Raw genomic sequence first — 14,421 nt, 5'->3', positions numbered from 1 at the left:
CCCAGCCCGCTGACGTTTGCGCGGTCTTCAGCCTGCCGGGACGGGACAACCACGTGCCGCACCGTGATCGGCACTACCTCGACGTGATTCACAAGCACACGGCTTGACACTGCTGATTCCACAGAATTATGTGGTTCACCCTGCCTTCGACGGCGCCGGAGCTGCGTTCGCTGGTCAAGCCCTGCACGACGGCGTCCCAGTCCTTGCACAGTCCGGTGGCGAAGGAGTGAAGTCCGGGTACGTCGTCGGCGCGGACCGCCGCGATCCACGTCGTGAGGTGCTCGGCGTCGCCGGTCAGCGTGGTGAGCATCAGGGCGAAGGCCCGGACGTGGCTGTGGACGGCACCGAGTTCGGGGCAGTGCGTGCACAGTTCCTTGAGCTGCTGGGTCTGCTCGGTGTCGAGCCGGTCAGGGTGGCGCATCATCCATCCGGTGACCTCGCGAACGCTGGGCGGACGCGGCAGGGCGGTCTGGACGCGGGTCCTGCGCAGTGGTCGCAGGTGGTCGTTGAGGGTTCCGTAGCTGCCGCGGTATCCCAGTTCGGTGATCTCCGCGAGAAGGAGTACGGCGCTGGTCAGGCCCTCGTCCCACCGCTTGGCCAGGTAGGGCTTGAAGGGATCCAGCCGGCTGGGGCGGGGCTGCTGTCGGCCGCCCAGCATGCGTTCCGGTGTGGCGGCGCGAGCACACCGCTGGACGGTCTTGCGTCCCAGGTGCAGTTCCCGGGCGATCTCGCGGATGCCGTGGCCCTGGCCGAGCAGACCGTGGACGGCCGCATGCCGCTCACGGAAGCGGACCTCGATCGGGGACAGCGCCGCCAACCACTGCGCGCTGGTCTGGACTGGGCTGTCCTCGGGCGGATCGGGATCAGGAGGCCGCAGGCAGGCGCGGTGCTCGCGGACGCATCGCTCCACTGCCTGGCCGAGGTTCTGCAGCAGGTGGTAGCGGTCGGCGATCTGTACGGCCTGCGGGGCCCCGGTGCGCGCTCCGTCCGCGTAGGCGCCGGCCCTGTCGCGGCAGATCACCGTCACGCCCGGGTGTTCCTTCAGCCAGGCGGACAGGGGTTCGGCGTCGCGTCCCAGCAGCAGTTCCAGCGGCTGGTGCGTGAGGCAGTCGATGAGGACTGTCCCGTAGTGCTGGCCTTTGCGGACGGCGAAGTCGTCGACACCGAGCACCGCGGGCACCGCCCAGGCGGGGTCGGGCAGCGCCATGACCAGCCGCAGCAGCGTCATACGGCTCACCGCCGTCTGCAGCACCGCGCCCAGGCGTGCTCCGGCCCTCCCTGCGAGGGCAACCCCGATCGCGGTGACGGCGACACGCTCCAGCACGGTCCGACGGCCGTAGCGGAACGTGAGGTCGGGAACCTGCTCGGCAAATGTGCGGCGCACGCAGCCGGGGTCGTCGCAGAACAGGTGCCGAACACTCAGCAAGATCTTCACGGGGCGGCCGCCCACCGGCGCATCGGCCAGAGAACGCTCGTACCAGAGGTTGATCCGCGATGACGGCGTCCCGCACATCGGGCAGCACACCGCTACCTCTTCACGGGTCCGAGCCACGATGCACACCACACCGCTCTCCTCGAACACCCGCTCCACCAGTAACGCTTCCAGATGCGGCATCAGCACGTTCAGAAGGTCAGTAAACCTTCCAGTATGCCTGGGCCATGACTCACCGTCACAGACCGACGTGACCCGTGATCGCGCTCATCGAATGTGTGCCAGATCCCAGTTCTCGCCCGTGAAGCCAAACAGCCCACCAGATGTCGACGGTCGACCCGAACAGCGGTCTGCAGATGCTCCGCAATCGGGTCATGTTCTAGGAGCGGCATGGAGCTCATCAACCACCACCAGATACTTGGCTGCGGACACAAGCCGGACGAGCTGTTCTCCTTCCAGGAGCCGGATGTCTTCACCGACCCGGAAAACGGGGAGAGCTGCTGCCGACGGTGCAGCGACAACCGGCATTACGACCGTGTGCGTAGGCGGCACGCGGAGATCGAGGCGAAGGCAGCGGCCGAGGGCTGGGCGTACGAGTACATCAACACCTCTTACGAGGTGTACTGCCGTAGCAGGGAACTGATCGGCAAGCTGGTCTGCCGTGCGTACTGGCGCCACGACCCGCACGGGGTGGACGAGGCCCGAGGCGTCCTCCAGCCCGCGCACACGTACAACTTCGCCTTCAAGCGGCTCGCCACGGTAGTGCCGAATTCACCGGTGACCGGCTACGCGCTCGTCTTCGACGACGGCAGCCGAGACCCGCTCTGCTACGACAAGGTGTGTGTGGTCACCCGTGAGCCGACTGGCCTCGACAGGTGAGCTGTCGGAGCCGGTCTACCCGTCGACACTCGCACGGTCTGGCTGCCGGGTCCGCCACGGTCACCAGCGCGCAGCGGTGCGGCGGTGTTGTTCCTGGTCACCGCTCTGCCAGCAGGGGGAGCAGGACCGTAGCTTTCTGGGTGCGGCACAGCGCGGCAGGCGGCCAGGGCAGCAGCAAGTCCCGTGCTGCACAGCGCCGTTAAGGATCACTGTCGCGCCGATTGTGGCCGCGCCGAATTCCCGCTCAGTCTGTGGCCAGTTGGAGGAACGCATGCCCCGGTACAAAGTCTTTCTTCATGCTCACGCCAGTGCCGAGGTCGAGGTGGACGCGCCGGACGCGCAGGAGGCCAACCGCCTGGCGCAGGAGGCTGTCAGGGAGCGCAGAGCCGTACGCCGCCCCATCGAGAAGTGGACGCCGACGATGACGGTGAACCTCGACCGCAAGCCCTGACCCCCGGCTGCCGCACCCCTTGCCTGCCATGCCCGGACGCACCCAGCCCGACGTTTTCGCTGGTCGGGCGCGGTAGGAGGGGCGGGGTGGTGGTGCGAAGGATGCCGACGCTTACCGGTACTACAGCCGCTGCTGTCACTGTGAGTGTTCTCGTTGGCGGTAGTGGCTCTTGCGGGCTTGTGTCTGGTGGCGGCGTCGCCAGCGGTTCGTGCAGGGCGAGCCAGGTTCTGGCGGCGCGGGCGGGGGCGAGGACGATCCGGTCGTACATGGGGCGGGTCTCGTTCAGTGACAGCGGGACGACAGCCTCCTCTTGCTCGTCGGCTGGGTCGGTGAGCTCAGGGGGCGGGGTGGTGGGGGCGTATGCGCCGGCACCGCACGTCGGCGAGGAAGACCAGGGCGAGCATGCACACGGTGGTCTGCCGGTACCAGGAGATCCACTTGCGAACTTCGTGCTGGTCGAAGCCGACCTCGTTCTTCACCGCTTGAAAAGTCTCCTCGACCGTCCACCGCTGATCAGCGGCGATCACCAGCTCGGCCAGGGTGGTGCCGGGGGCGTGGTGGCACAGGAAATAGGCGGCCTCACAGACGAGTCCGCCCTTCTTGTTCTTCTTTTTCTTCTAGTTCGGCACGGTGGAGCGCCGGATCGGCAGGGTCCGCTTCAGTCCGGCGGGGGCGCCGGCCAGGTCGACGACGGCGAAGTCGTATGCGCGCGGCCCTTTGGCCCCGTCCGCGCACGAGCGGCGCTCCAACCGCCCGCCAGACAAGCCCCAGGAGCCCGCCATGCACAACCCGCCCCAGACCGCCGACCAGGACATGAACACCTACCTCGCGAGGTTCGACGCCCGGCACGCGAACGACACCTACACCTGCGGCCCCCGCACACCCCTCGCCCGGCTCCTCGCCGCCTACAACCGGTACCTCGACGAGACGATCACCGCGACTGACGGCATCCCCGACCTCCTCGGCTTCGAGGAGTGGAAGGCATCCCGTACCACCGTCCTCCCGCCCACCCCCGAGTACCGCACCCAGGGCAACACACTGCGCCCGCGTCTACGGGAGGCACGGGAGTCGATCTCCTTCAAAGTGAACCCCGGCAACCGGCCTGGATACTGACCACCACGCACCCCTCCCCGCCCGCCAGCAAGCCGAAAAGCGCCCCATGGGCCCGTACGCCAGCCCCGACCAGCCCCGCCGCAGCCCCGAGGTGGACACCCTCCGCGCCCTGGTGCCCGAGGACACCGACGTGATCCGCGTCCGCACCGCCACCCGCACTGCCGCAACCAATTGAGCATGGGCGCAGGCCGAGGAACTCAGCGCCTACCAGTGGCCGCCCTACCCCGGCGAACCGCTGCGCCCCCTGGAGCGCACCGCCGACGACAGCACCCACGCCAGCCTGACCATGTGCGAGTTCCTCGCCAAGCTCCATCACGCGCCCATCGTCCGTCAGGTGAGCGCCAACGACACCGCGTACACGTTCAGCATCCGGCTGAGCCGCCCCCGCTGGGCCGACTGGGACGACGTCGACTGAGCACCCCCGCGCCGCTGCGCGCCTCACCGCCGACCGAGGAGCGCAGCCCCACCCAGGGCCCGCCAGCCCGCCACAGACCCGCCCAGCCCCCTGGAGCAGCCCGCCATGCCTGTCAAGCCCGACCGCCCGCAGCACGACCCCGCCGCGCTCCCCGCCGCCGCCGAGACCCTCCAGGCCGCCGCCGCTCGCGTGCTGGCCGCCGATGCGCCCCTGGAGGACGTCATCGCCCTGGCGGACGCCGCACGGGCGTACGCGGCCGAGCATGCCGACGCCAAGCTGAACGCCGCCGGGACCATGACGGCCGCCTCACCCGTGTACCGGGGCGCCGCCGCCGCCATCGGCTCGGTGCGCGCCGCGCCCCTGCCGCTCACCCCCGACGAGCCTGAGCACAAGCACATGTGGGTGACCGCGCTGGACGGGGACGACGAGCCCGCACGGGGCGCCGACGGGAACACGTGGACGCACTGCGGCGTGTGCGGAGACCCCCGAGACGACGCGCCGCGCCCCGTGTTCCTGAGCACGCCGTGCGCCCGGCCCGACTGTGAGCACGCGCTCAACTGGCACACCGGCACCGGCGGGCACGGGTGCATCGCTCGCGGCGGCGCGTGCTCGTGCCCCGCCTTCCAACCGCCCGCCGACCCTGCCGCCGCCGAGGAGCACTGACCCCATGACCGACCCCGCCGACCCTGCCGCCGCCGAGGAGCACTGACCCCATGACCGACCCCGCCGACCCTGCCGCCGACCGCCCGCGTCAAGCTCTCCGGCAGCTTCTGTGACTGGCTCGCCGACCTCCTCGCCACCCTCGTCGACAGCCCGTCCCTCACCCCCGTCCGCGCCACCCTCGACGCCGCCCGGCGGCACGGCTACTTCCTCACCCTCAACGCCAGCGCGCCCATCCATCAGCGTCTGGGGAACCCTCGCCCACAGTTGCCGCGCCTCCTGGGTACGGCCGTCGGACAGCGGCAATACCTCGTTCTTCGGGACCGCCGTCACGTAGCGGACCCGGTGGTCTTCCAGCCAGGCACGCAGGGACCGCGATCCGCGGTAGAGCTCGTCGGCCAGGAAGTAGGTGAAGGGCAACCCCGGCCGCGAGAGCGCGCTCGACCATGCGCCGGGCCAGCTCCGGCTTGGTCACCACCGCGCGGGCCCGCTCCTCGGGCACCGCGGCCTCCTCGCAGCGTCGGCGGTGTTCCTTGCCACGGCCCGCCCAGTGCTGCCCTGCATACAATTCCCGGTCGATGATCGCCCGCCCGCGCGAGGATCCGTAGGAGAGGTACACACTGACCTGGCGTTCTCGACCTGTCCAGTGACACCCGTGTACTGGCGGGCCACCCCGGCGCTCTTGGCGCCCTTCGTGATGTCACCGGTCTCGTCCGCGATCAGCGCCGCGTCCTCGGCCGGCAGCGAGTCCACCACGAACTCCCGCACCCGGTCACGCAGTTCGTCGGTGTCCCAGGCCGCGTGGGGCAGGAAGTCCTGCAACCGGTCCGGCGAGGCATGCCCTGCCGCCTCCGCGCCCTGCACATGTTCTTGCGCGGCACATCCGACAGTAGCCCGCGCACCATCGCCCGCAGATCCTCCCGCGAGGCCGGCCGGCAGAACACATCGTCCGCCGAGGCGCACAGCGCCTCCAGATCCGCGTCCCAGCACCGGACCTCGTCCGCGGTCAACTCATCACGCCGGACCAGACCCGGCGGCAGCATCAGCCTTATGCACCGCCAACGAGTCCAAATCACCATCACATCACGTGAACGACCGGCTGTAGTACCGGTTCGAGTATCGCGGCGCTTCGAAATTCGCGGCAGTACCTCCCTTGCACCGGGCCTCACCCATCATCGGCCCCCTCAACTTCCCCATCACCATCACCGACGGAGCCGACGTGAATGACCGCAGCACACCAGTGCAAGGCCGCAAGAGTGCTTCTCGAATGATCCCGCGCCCGCATCAGGAAGAGGCACTGCGGGCCATTCGTGAGACCTCCGAAGGCCGGGCACTGGTCGTTATGGCCTGCGGGACAGGCAAGTCCCTTGTAGCGCGTGAAACGGCCGGCGCGCGCACAGCGAGCACGGTCCTGGTGACCGTGCCGACCCTCGCTCTTGCCGAACAGATCTACCGGGGCTGGGCCTCGCGCTTTCCCGACGGCCTGGATGCCCTGATCGTCTGCTCGGATTCCGCTGTGGGGGGCGCAGCTGCCCCGGTCACGGTTGAGCCTGGTCGGATCGCCGACTTCCTTGCCCCGCGCCCGTCCACGCGGATGCGCCTTCTGATCTCCACTTACCATTCGGTGGGGCGAATAGCTGAGGCGTATACGCTGCGCACGTTGCCGCCGCTTGATCTCGTCGTACTGGATGAGGCCCACCACACTGCCGGGCGTGCAGGCAAGGCCTATTCCGCTGTTCTCGACAATGCGCGGATCCCTGCGGTTTTCCGCCTCTCGCTGACTGCGACCAGCCGTATCCACGAGGGCTCCGACGGAACGGCGGACATCGTGTCGATGGACGACGAAGAGCTGTACGGGAAGCGCGTTTACGAGCTCTCCTTCGGCAGTGCCATCCAGCGGAAACTGCTTGCCGACTACGAAGTTGCCATCGTGCTGGTTTCGGATCAGGACGTCCACGCGACCCTGCTCGCCCAGGACGGCGGCTCACACGCAAGCTCCAGGTCCAGCGACGCGGCGACGGTGGCCGCCCAGATCGCGCTGTCGCAGGCCATGCACGAGCACGACCTGCGGCAGGTCATCGCCTTCCACAGTCGCGTAGCCCGCTCGAAGGCCTTCTCGGCGACCCTCGGGACGATCGGCGCGACGTCGGCCAAGGTGCGGATCACGTCCCTGCACATGGACGGCAGGACCCCGGCGTCCACCCGCAACTTCCAGCTGGAGATGCTCGCCAGCCCCGCGCGCGGCCGCCGAGTCGTCCTGAACAACGTCCGTACCCTGACCGAGGGCGTGGACGTCAGCAGCGTCGACGGGATCTGCCTGGTAGACCCGAAGTCGTCGCAGACCGACATCGTGCAGGCCGTCGGACGTGCTCTGCGCCTCCACCCCGATCACGATCGCCCGGCGCTGATCCTCCTCCCTGTCTACATCGCACCCGGCGAGAGCCCGCAGGCCGTCCTGGAAGCCAGCTCCTTCCGACACGTGTGGCGGGTCCTGGCGACCCTCCGCGACCAGGACGAGCGCATGGACGCCGCGTTGACCACCGCGCGGCGGCGCCTCAGCAGTGACGTGGCCGAGAACGCGGGCATTGCTCAGGCCGTGTTGCCGGAGAAGGTGAGGATCTACGGCAGCACGAACATCGATGCCAGTTTCGTGGCGGCTCTGGGCGTACACGTCCTGGAGAACACAACCGAGGACTGGTATCACTTCTACGGGCTGCTGGAGCGGTACGCGGCCACGTACGGCCACACGGCTGTGCCCACCTCTACCGATTCCGGGACCCTGGAGAGCTGGGCGGCTCGTCAGCGCGGTCTGTACGCCGCCGGCAAGCTCCTGCCGAAGCGCGCGGCGCTGTTGGAGGCGCAGCCCGGATGGACGTGGCGGCTTGCCGAGTTCAAGCGCGAGCGCGGCCGGTCCGAGCTCGAGCGATTCGTCGCTGAGCGCGGCCACGCCCGGGTGCCACGCGGCTACACCGTGCCGGATACCGGATACCGGCTGGACAACTTCGTCACCCTGGCACGCAACCGGCACAAGGCGGAACAGATGGATACCGAGGAGATTGCCTACTACGAGGCGCTTCCGGGCTGGATGTGGCACGCGCACGACGCGAAGTTCGAGGCGTTCCTCCAGCATCTCGACGCGTTTATCGCCGAGCACGATCACGCCCGGGTTCCGCAGGCGTACAAGGTGGAGAAGCACGGCATCGTCTTCGCTCTCGGTCACACCGTCACCAGGAAGCGCACCGATTACCGCAAGGGCACTTTGCCCCCCGCGCAGGCAGAGGCACTGGAGAAACGTCCTGAGTGGGTTTGGGACGGCATCGCCGCTCAGTGGGAATCGAGTTTTGACGTTCTCGCGTCCTGGGCGGCCGAGCACGGCGATATCAAGGTGCCCTTTGACCAGTCGATCAACGGCATTGGCATCTACCGGTGGATGCTCCAGCAGAAGAAGCTGATCCGGAAGGGGAAGCAGCCCGAGGACCGCCGCCGCCGTCTGGAGGCTCTACCAGGCTGGTCCACGAGCTGACCAGAGAGGCCCCGGACGGAGCCGCTGCGCTGGCCGGACGGTCGTGAGGGGAATCTCCGTCGTAGGGCCGATCGGATACCTCGGTTCGATCGGCGGGCCATGGCCGTTAAAACCTCTCGACGGGAGTCGCCAGCATCGGCTCGGAGGGAAGGCCGATCACGTCGGAGGGCTACCACGAACGCCTCGCGGTACCAAGGAAGACACGAGGAAGGTGGCTCGTCGAGAGGGGTAAACTCACCCTGCCAAGATCACAAAGGTCCACCGGTGAAATGGCGCTTTGTCGGCCAACTGGCCGGTCGAGGCGTGGTGTTGTGAATGTGGTGCAATGTTTGCCAAGTGCCGGATGAGTCATGCCGGGAACCGGGATGTGTGCACCCCCGACACGACCGTCATGAGGAAGGTGCACTTCCGCGCTGGCACGCGGCCGACTGGTGCAATGCCGACAGGTGCCAACGGCCAGTTTGTGCACCTGCGAAATGGCATCGCCCGCAGCATATGCCTAGCGTTGCCGATGCAAGCCCGGCCAAACCACCGGACGAGTGAGGCACAAGCCGAACTCGCCCGCGGGGGAGCCGAACAGGCCAGCGGCGGGCTGGCCCGGTGAGCGGCAGCGAACGCGCCGCATGCAACAGGAGGCGGGCACCAGAAGGCGGTTCCAACTACCGTCCCGGCACCCGCTCTCGCCAGCGCAAAACCAGACCCCTGCCAGGGCCTGTGCAAAACGACTCTCAGCAGAGTCACCACCAGCAGATCTGAGGAACCCAATTGGGCCTTCCACCGGCGTGTTCGAGCACGTCGGCGGTGCTCTGGATCGACCAGTGCGCGGCGTGAGAACAGCGCGGCCGCTGGACTTTCATGAGAGAAGGCCCCCCGAGCCAGACGGGGCGAACTGCATGACCTCCAAGCACGCGACGGACCAGCCGGCACCGCGCACCACCGTGACGGCTCACCGCCGATGCTCCTGAGCCCAGCCGGACCGTACGAAGGACCTCGGCGCAGCCGGGCTGAGCGGCTAGCACCCGACCACGCCCGACGGCGCGTCCGAGCCGGTCGCGGACTTACCAGATCCATGGCCGGCCCTTCCGCCCGGGGAAGAGTTCCTTCCCCCGAGCGAGCGGCGCGCAGCAGGAGCAAGGCGGCTTCCCAGCAGCTGCTCCTGCCGCGCCGTAGTGAAGAACGACTGAGGCTCGTTGCTTCGAGGCATGTGCCGTGGCCAATACGCCCCCTGGCATCGCAAACCTCCCGGATCTCGCATATGAAGGAGCGCACCGATGATCCACCCCCACCCAGAAGCGTCCAACTCTGACGAGTTCAAAGGCTTCAACGAAGCCCGGCGCATCATGTGGTGCCATGACGCTCGTGCTCGCGTGTACGAGCGGTTCGAGCAGACGAGCTTCATCGGTGACACGAACGTTGCAGCGGTCCACGTCGACAACACCACCAGGGCAGACCGTGTGTTCCTCGTGGCATTCGACAAGGCCGGCCAGCAGGTCGGCGTCGACACGCTCTACAACGAAGAGCCGAATCAACACCTCGACATCGCGACCGAGTTCGACCACGACTTCACCGGCATGGACGTCGTGCCGGACTCTCAGCTTGACCAGGCCATCTCTCGGGAGAACGGCTGGGTCGTCAACCTGAAGGTACTGCGCGAGTACGACTCTTTAGCCGATCGCCGGGCCACGCAGCGCGCGGTGTTCCTAGCGCATCTGCAGGACATGATGAAGAACGGTGACGTCCGCGGATTCCTGTTTGGCCGGGGTGAGTCCGACGACACTGATGCGGCGTGAGAGACCATGACCTTGTACCTCAGACGACCCCGCCGACAGCCTGGTCGGCGGGGTCATCTGATGTCTGGCGCTGTACAGTGCTGCATTTTCGCAACAGGGGAGGGGATCAGCACAGCTGATCCGGGCGTCGAACCCGGGCCGAGTGCTTTACGGGGAGACATGCCGTGGACCGGCTCACGCCGGTCCCGGGTGACGCCTCGCGGTGAGCCCTACGAGGCCACACAGTTCGCCATCGGCACCTTCGACGTCCAGGAGCAGCAACCATGAGCAAACCGCTGAGCATGGAAGACCTCACGGTCAAATTCCAGAGCAACCGCGCCGGCGTCTCCCGCGGCGCCGGCGTCGACTGCGACGAGACCACGAACTGGCAGGCCCCTGAGGGAAGTCTCTACCGTGTCGTCCAGCGTCTGGACGAGACCGAGTTCAAGAACACGACCGATTTCGTGATCGCGACCCTCGTCCCCACGGGGTGGATCACGCTTCTGACTCTGGACAAAGAAGCAGACGGCATCGCCAACCAGGATGAAGCGATGAACCGCTGGCTGGACATCCAGAGCCTTCCCCCGACATCGAGCAGCGACTGAGGCCTGCCAGCGTGGCCACCGATCGGGTGGCCGGACGTGTGGCCACAACGCACAAGGCTTCCGTGCCGTTGAGGGAGGCGTTCGAAGTCTCGACCCATCGGTACAGAAGCCTTGGGGGGTCCCTCATCCTGCCGCACTTGCGTGCCCTGGTCGCTCTGGTGCAGCTGGCAAACATGAGTCCCTCGCGCAGATCGCCGCCGGGCTCGGCATCGCGGTCGGCACCGCGCACGCCTGTACCAGCGTGGACATCGATCTCCTGGCCGCGCGAGCCCCCGGCCTGCTGCGTGCCCAGCGTGAGGCAGACCCCGAGTTCCCCCTGTTCGACGGCGCCCTGGCCGAGTGTGGCCGCCTCTGCGCGCCCGATGGCATCCGGTCCGTGAGGGACGAGTTCGAGCAGCTGTACCAGCTGCGCACGCGACTGATGGACCGGCGGGCCCGCAGTAGCAGAGTTCTCCGCCTGAGAAAACGACGATGTCCTGACCGCTTCACCGCGATCAGGACATCGAATCAGGCTCGGCACCCGGCAGTGCCGCCCCGCCGGGTCGTCACACCGGCGGGATGAGCAGCGAGGCCCACGCGTAGATGAGATCCGGATTCTGGATCTTGTTCGTCTCGACCAGGATGCCGATCGGCACCCCCGTCGTCCCCGAGATCGCGGTGAGCGTATCGCCGGGCTTGATGGTGTATGGCTTCGCCTTCGGCGCGGGCTTCGCCTCGGCCGGTGCACCCGATCCGTTGGGCTTGTCCTCGTCGCCGCGACCCGGCGTCGGATCCTGACTCGCCCCGTTCTCGTCCTGCTTCCCCGTGCCGCCCTCGCTCGGCTGCTGGGCGCTGCCGCCTCCGGCGTTCTTCTCGCCGGGATTCCCCGGTGCCTCGACCGGGGCGTGATTGCCCTGCAGCGCCTGGATGAGGCCGCCGTCGGACATCGCGAGCTGGGTCAGGCCCCATCCGGCGAAGAGCGCCGCTCCGCCCACCATAACGCTGGCGGCGATGACGGGTCCGTTGCCGAATCCCATCGGGCCGGCGTAACTCCCCGCAGATGCTCTCGTCTGCGTCGACGGCTTCAACGCCGTCCCCACTGGCCTCTGAATCGTAGCCGTCATCCCTACCCCAGCTCCTTTTCGAATAGTGCGCACAGCCATTCATGTCCGACATCAACATTCTACTCATAGCCGAACAGAGGTTGATAGAATGAGGAATTGAATGGCAGTCGGAGTCCTGTTCGATAGCCCCTCAATGGACCCCCGAACCATCGACCGCCAGACCGAACGAAGGAACCGCATCACCATGGCCAACTACTCCGTCTCCGCCAGCCAGATCACCGAGGGCAAGAACGTCTTCATCCGCGGGAAGCTCGGCTTCGCCGTACTCGCCCGCCTCATCGAGGGCGCGGAGCTCGTCGTCACCGACCAGCGCAAGACGAAGAACGGCATGAACCCCGTCGGCAAGCCGCACACCACCGCGACGATCATTCACGCCGAGGTCCAGTTCGCCGATCCGAACAACCCCACCCTGGAAGAGCAGTTCGTCTCCGAGCGCCGCTACGACTCCCCGAAGCGGCCCGAAACCGGACCCAACTACTCCATCGACTCCAAGGGCAGCACTCTGCCGGTCATCGCGATCCCTTCTCCGAAGGGCGACGGCACCTACGACCAGGACGAGTCCGGCCGGGAGCTCGCGCAGGGCCTCGACGTCACGCTCGTGCTGCGCACCTACAAGCCGAAGGACTTCAACAACCGCGGCCTGGCCCTCGAACAGGTGATCGTCCACGAGGCGCCGCGCTACTACAATGCCGGCGGCATCGACCAGGCCGAGCTGGCTGCGCGTGGCATCGTACTCAACGGCACGCCGCGCCCCGTTCAGGCCACTCCTGGCAGTGCTGCCCCTGCCGCCGTCCCGGTGGCGACCGAAGTGGAGGACGGCCTGTCCTTCCCGACCCCGCAGCCGGCGTCCGCACCTGTGGCCGTGGCCGCGCAGGCTCCGGTTCAGGCTCAGGCCCCGGCGACCGCCGTGGCTGCGCCCGTCGCTGCTGCTCCTGCTCCGGTTGCTGTTCCGGCCACAGCTCCCGCTCCGGCTCCTGCCCAGCAGGAGACCCTGGAGGAGAAGCTTGCGCGCCTGGAGGCCGAGAACGCCTCCCTCAAGGACAACGGTTCGCCCGTGGGCGCGCCGGTGGCCACCGGCCCCTGGAACGGCTCCGGCCAGGCCCAGCAGGCGGGGATCACCTACCAGGGCTGATCCACGCTGATCATCGATGAGACCCCCGTACTCGCATCAGCGCAGTACGGGGGTCCTGTCTTTCTCTTCGCCTCCTGACGCCTCCGATCGAAAGCGTGCGTCCCACGATGACTCCAGCCGACCCCCATGCCTGGTTCCCGCAGTTCTACGGCAACCCCGCGATCCGCACCCTCGCCAGTGCCTGTCGGTGGACCATCTCCGGACGGATCCGGGAAGAGACCCCTGACGATCCCACCAAGCCGCCGAAGCGTAAGGCCCCGATCGATGTACGGCACCTGCTCGCCGGCTGCACCTCCAGCTGCCAGCACGCCGGCCCACTACGCGGAGCCTTCGCCCTGGACGAGACCTGTCTGCTCACTCTCGACGAACTCACCGCGGCGATACCGAAGGCCGCGAACGCCGCCTTCTACCTCCAAGCCCAGACTGACGGGCTGCTCGTCCTCGACATCGAGGCCGACTGCCCGTCAGGTGTGGCCGCAGACCTGCTGCGGCTGCCGGGCATCCTCTACTCGGAGCTGTCGATGTCCGGCCAGGGATTCCATCTCGTTATGCCGCTGCCGAAGAACTTCCACGACTTCCCCGTGGCCGCCGGCAAGCGCGTCCTGCGTGAGGAACACGGCTGGTACGAGCTGCTCCTGGACCACTGGTCGACCTTCACCCGCCAGCCGGTGCCCGATCGCATCGTCGCTCACGTCAACGCAGCGACTACCGCGCCGGCCTACACCTCCATCGAGGACCTCTACGCGCAGCTGGCCGTGAACGCCAGCGAGAACTCCGGTGCTTCACCATCAGATGTCGACACCGCCGATGACATGCCCGACATCCCGTACTCGCAGGCCATCATCGAGCAGACCCTGGCCAGCGCACGCCACCAGCTCCGGGACCCCGGCGACTTCAACCACGACATGTCCCGCTGGGAGTTCTCCGTTCTTGCCTCGCTCTACGGCTGGATGCGGACGCAACTGCGCGCCTACAGCGCCCTCGGGGTCGAGTACTCGACGGGCGACACCGCGTGGTTGCTCTACAAGGCGGCGCTCGACGTCATCCCTGCGCGCCCCAAGCACAGCGAGCGGCGCAACGGCCGGCCCTTCCTCCTCGACCGGGCGGCTGCGCTCGTGGCCGACCGAGAGGCCCGTTCCTCGTCGACCAACTGACTGACGCTCTGCGCCTGTTCCTGCTGCTTCTGCTCCTGCTTCATCTGCTGCCTCCGGCATCGCGGGTGGGGCGGATGGCGGGTGCTGTGGCAGGGCCGAGCACAGGTGGGGGACAGAGCTGGATCGCGCGGAGCGCGATCGGGTGGCGATGTGCAGCGGGATTCCATCGCCACCCATGGCGGGAG

General features: G+C 67.7%; 15 protein-coding genes. 11 read left to right on the top strand and 4 right to left on the bottom strand.

All coding sequences use genetic code 11. The features are described from left to right. Window positions 1-88: 88 nt before the first annotated feature. The gene (locus ACFPIH_RS45560) at window positions 89-1,615 is read right to left on the bottom strand and encodes an ISL3 family transposase (protein ID WP_381184793.1); all 1,527 of its coding nucleotides are present in this window, start codon (window positions 1,613-1,615) and stop codon (window positions 89-91) included. Between the two features lie 207 nt (window positions 1,616-1,822). On the opposite strand from ACFPIH_RS45560, the gene ACFPIH_RS45555 reads away from it, so the two are divergent. Beyond that, window positions 1,823-2,311 (top strand): hypothetical protein, encoded by a 489-nt coding sequence (locus ACFPIH_RS45555; RefSeq protein ID WP_381184791.1) that lies wholly within the window; start codon window positions 1,823-1,825, stop codon window positions 2,309-2,311. A gap of 271 nt (window positions 2,312-2,582) precedes the next feature. After that, window positions 2,583-2,762: a hypothetical protein gene (locus ACFPIH_RS45550; protein ID WP_381184788.1), complete on the top strand. Its 180-nt coding sequence runs from the start codon at window positions 2,583-2,585 to the stop codon at window positions 2,760-2,762. A 335-nt stretch (window positions 2,763-3,097) separates the two neighbouring features. Here ACFPIH_RS45550 and ACFPIH_RS45545 read toward each other — a convergent pair whose 3' ends face one another. Further along, window positions 3,098-3,289, bottom strand: coding sequence for a hypothetical protein (locus ACFPIH_RS45545; RefSeq protein ID WP_385878882.1), 192 nt, complete (start codon window positions 3,287-3,289; stop codon window positions 3,098-3,100). Window positions 3,290-3,542: 253 nt separating this feature from the next. On the opposite strand from ACFPIH_RS45545, the gene ACFPIH_RS45540 reads away from it, so the two are divergent. The 4 genes from ACFPIH_RS45540 (at window position 3,543) to ACFPIH_RS45525 (ending at window position 4,953) form a co-directional block, all read left to right on the top strand. Then, window positions 3,543-3,875: a hypothetical protein gene (locus ACFPIH_RS45540; RefSeq protein WP_381184781.1), complete on the top strand. Its 333-nt coding sequence runs from the start codon at window positions 3,543-3,545 to the stop codon at window positions 3,873-3,875. A 46-nt stretch (window positions 3,876-3,921) separates the two neighbouring features. Further along, window positions 3,922-4,050 (top strand): hypothetical protein, encoded by a 129-nt coding sequence (locus ACFPIH_RS45535; protein WP_381184778.1) that lies wholly within the window; start codon window positions 3,922-3,924, stop codon window positions 4,048-4,050. 111 nt (window positions 4,051-4,161) lie between these two features. Beyond that, window positions 4,162-4,290, top strand: coding sequence for a hypothetical protein (locus ACFPIH_RS45530; RefSeq protein ID WP_381184775.1), 129 nt, complete (start codon window positions 4,162-4,164; stop codon window positions 4,288-4,290). 105 nt (window positions 4,291-4,395) lie between these two features. Continuing rightward, window positions 4,396-4,953: a hypothetical protein gene (locus ACFPIH_RS45525; protein WP_381184773.1), complete on the top strand. Its 558-nt coding sequence runs from the start codon at window positions 4,396-4,398 to the stop codon at window positions 4,951-4,953. 468 nt (window positions 4,954-5,421) lie between these two features. Here the strand turns inward: ACFPIH_RS45525 and ACFPIH_RS45520 are convergent, their stop codons facing one another. Further along, entirely contained in the window at window positions 5,422-5,814 is a 393-nt protein-coding gene (locus tag ACFPIH_RS45520; protein WP_381184770.1) for a transposase, read from the bottom strand. Between the two features lie 355 nt (window positions 5,815-6,169). On the opposite strand from ACFPIH_RS45520, the gene ACFPIH_RS45515 reads away from it, so the two are divergent. The 3 genes from ACFPIH_RS45515 (at window position 6,170) to ACFPIH_RS45505 (ending at window position 10,847) form a co-directional block, all read left to right on the top strand. After that, window positions 6,170-8,473 (top strand): DEAD/DEAH box helicase, encoded by a 2,304-nt coding sequence (locus ACFPIH_RS45515; protein WP_381184767.1) that lies wholly within the window; start codon window positions 6,170-6,172, stop codon window positions 8,471-8,473. Between the two features lie 1,271 nt (window positions 8,474-9,744). Next, the gene (locus ACFPIH_RS45510) at window positions 9,745-10,263 is read left to right on the top strand and encodes a hypothetical protein (protein ID WP_381184765.1); all 519 of its coding nucleotides are present in this window, start codon (window positions 9,745-9,747) and stop codon (window positions 10,261-10,263) included. A gap of 263 nt (window positions 10,264-10,526) precedes the next feature. Next, on the top strand, window positions 10,527-10,847 hold the full coding sequence (locus ACFPIH_RS45505) for a hypothetical protein (protein ID WP_381184762.1): 321 nt from the start codon (window positions 10,527-10,529) through the stop codon (window positions 10,845-10,847). Between the two features lie 545 nt (window positions 10,848-11,392). Here the strand turns inward: ACFPIH_RS45505 and ACFPIH_RS45500 are convergent. Next, entirely contained in the window at window positions 11,393-11,863 is a 471-nt protein-coding gene (locus tag ACFPIH_RS45500) for a LysM peptidoglycan-binding domain-containing protein (RefSeq protein WP_381184759.1), read from the bottom strand. Window positions 11,864-12,134: 271 nt separating this feature from the next. Between ACFPIH_RS45500 and ACFPIH_RS45495 the strand changes: the two genes are divergently transcribed. Together ACFPIH_RS45495 and ACFPIH_RS45490 are read left to right on the top strand one after the other, a co-directional pair. Next, window positions 12,135-13,082 carry a hypothetical protein gene (locus ACFPIH_RS45495; RefSeq protein ID WP_381184758.1) on the top strand — a complete coding sequence of 316 codons (948 nt, stop codon included), beginning with the start codon at window positions 12,135-12,137 and terminating at the stop codon, window positions 13,080-13,082. 95 nt (window positions 13,083-13,177) lie between these two features. Next, a complete protein-coding gene (locus ACFPIH_RS45490) occupies window positions 13,178-14,236 on the top strand; it encodes a hypothetical protein (protein WP_381184755.1) in 1,059 nt (352 codons plus the stop codon). The last annotated feature ends 185 nt before the right edge of the window (window positions 14,237-14,421 follow it).

Source organism: Streptomyces vulcanius (assembly GCF_042653945.1).
GTDB lineage: Bacteria > Actinomycetota > Actinomycetes > Streptomycetales > Streptomycetaceae > Streptomyces > Streptomyces mangrovi.
Note: the sequence above shows the minus strand (reverse complement) of the source record. Positions and strands in the feature narration are given on the sequence as shown.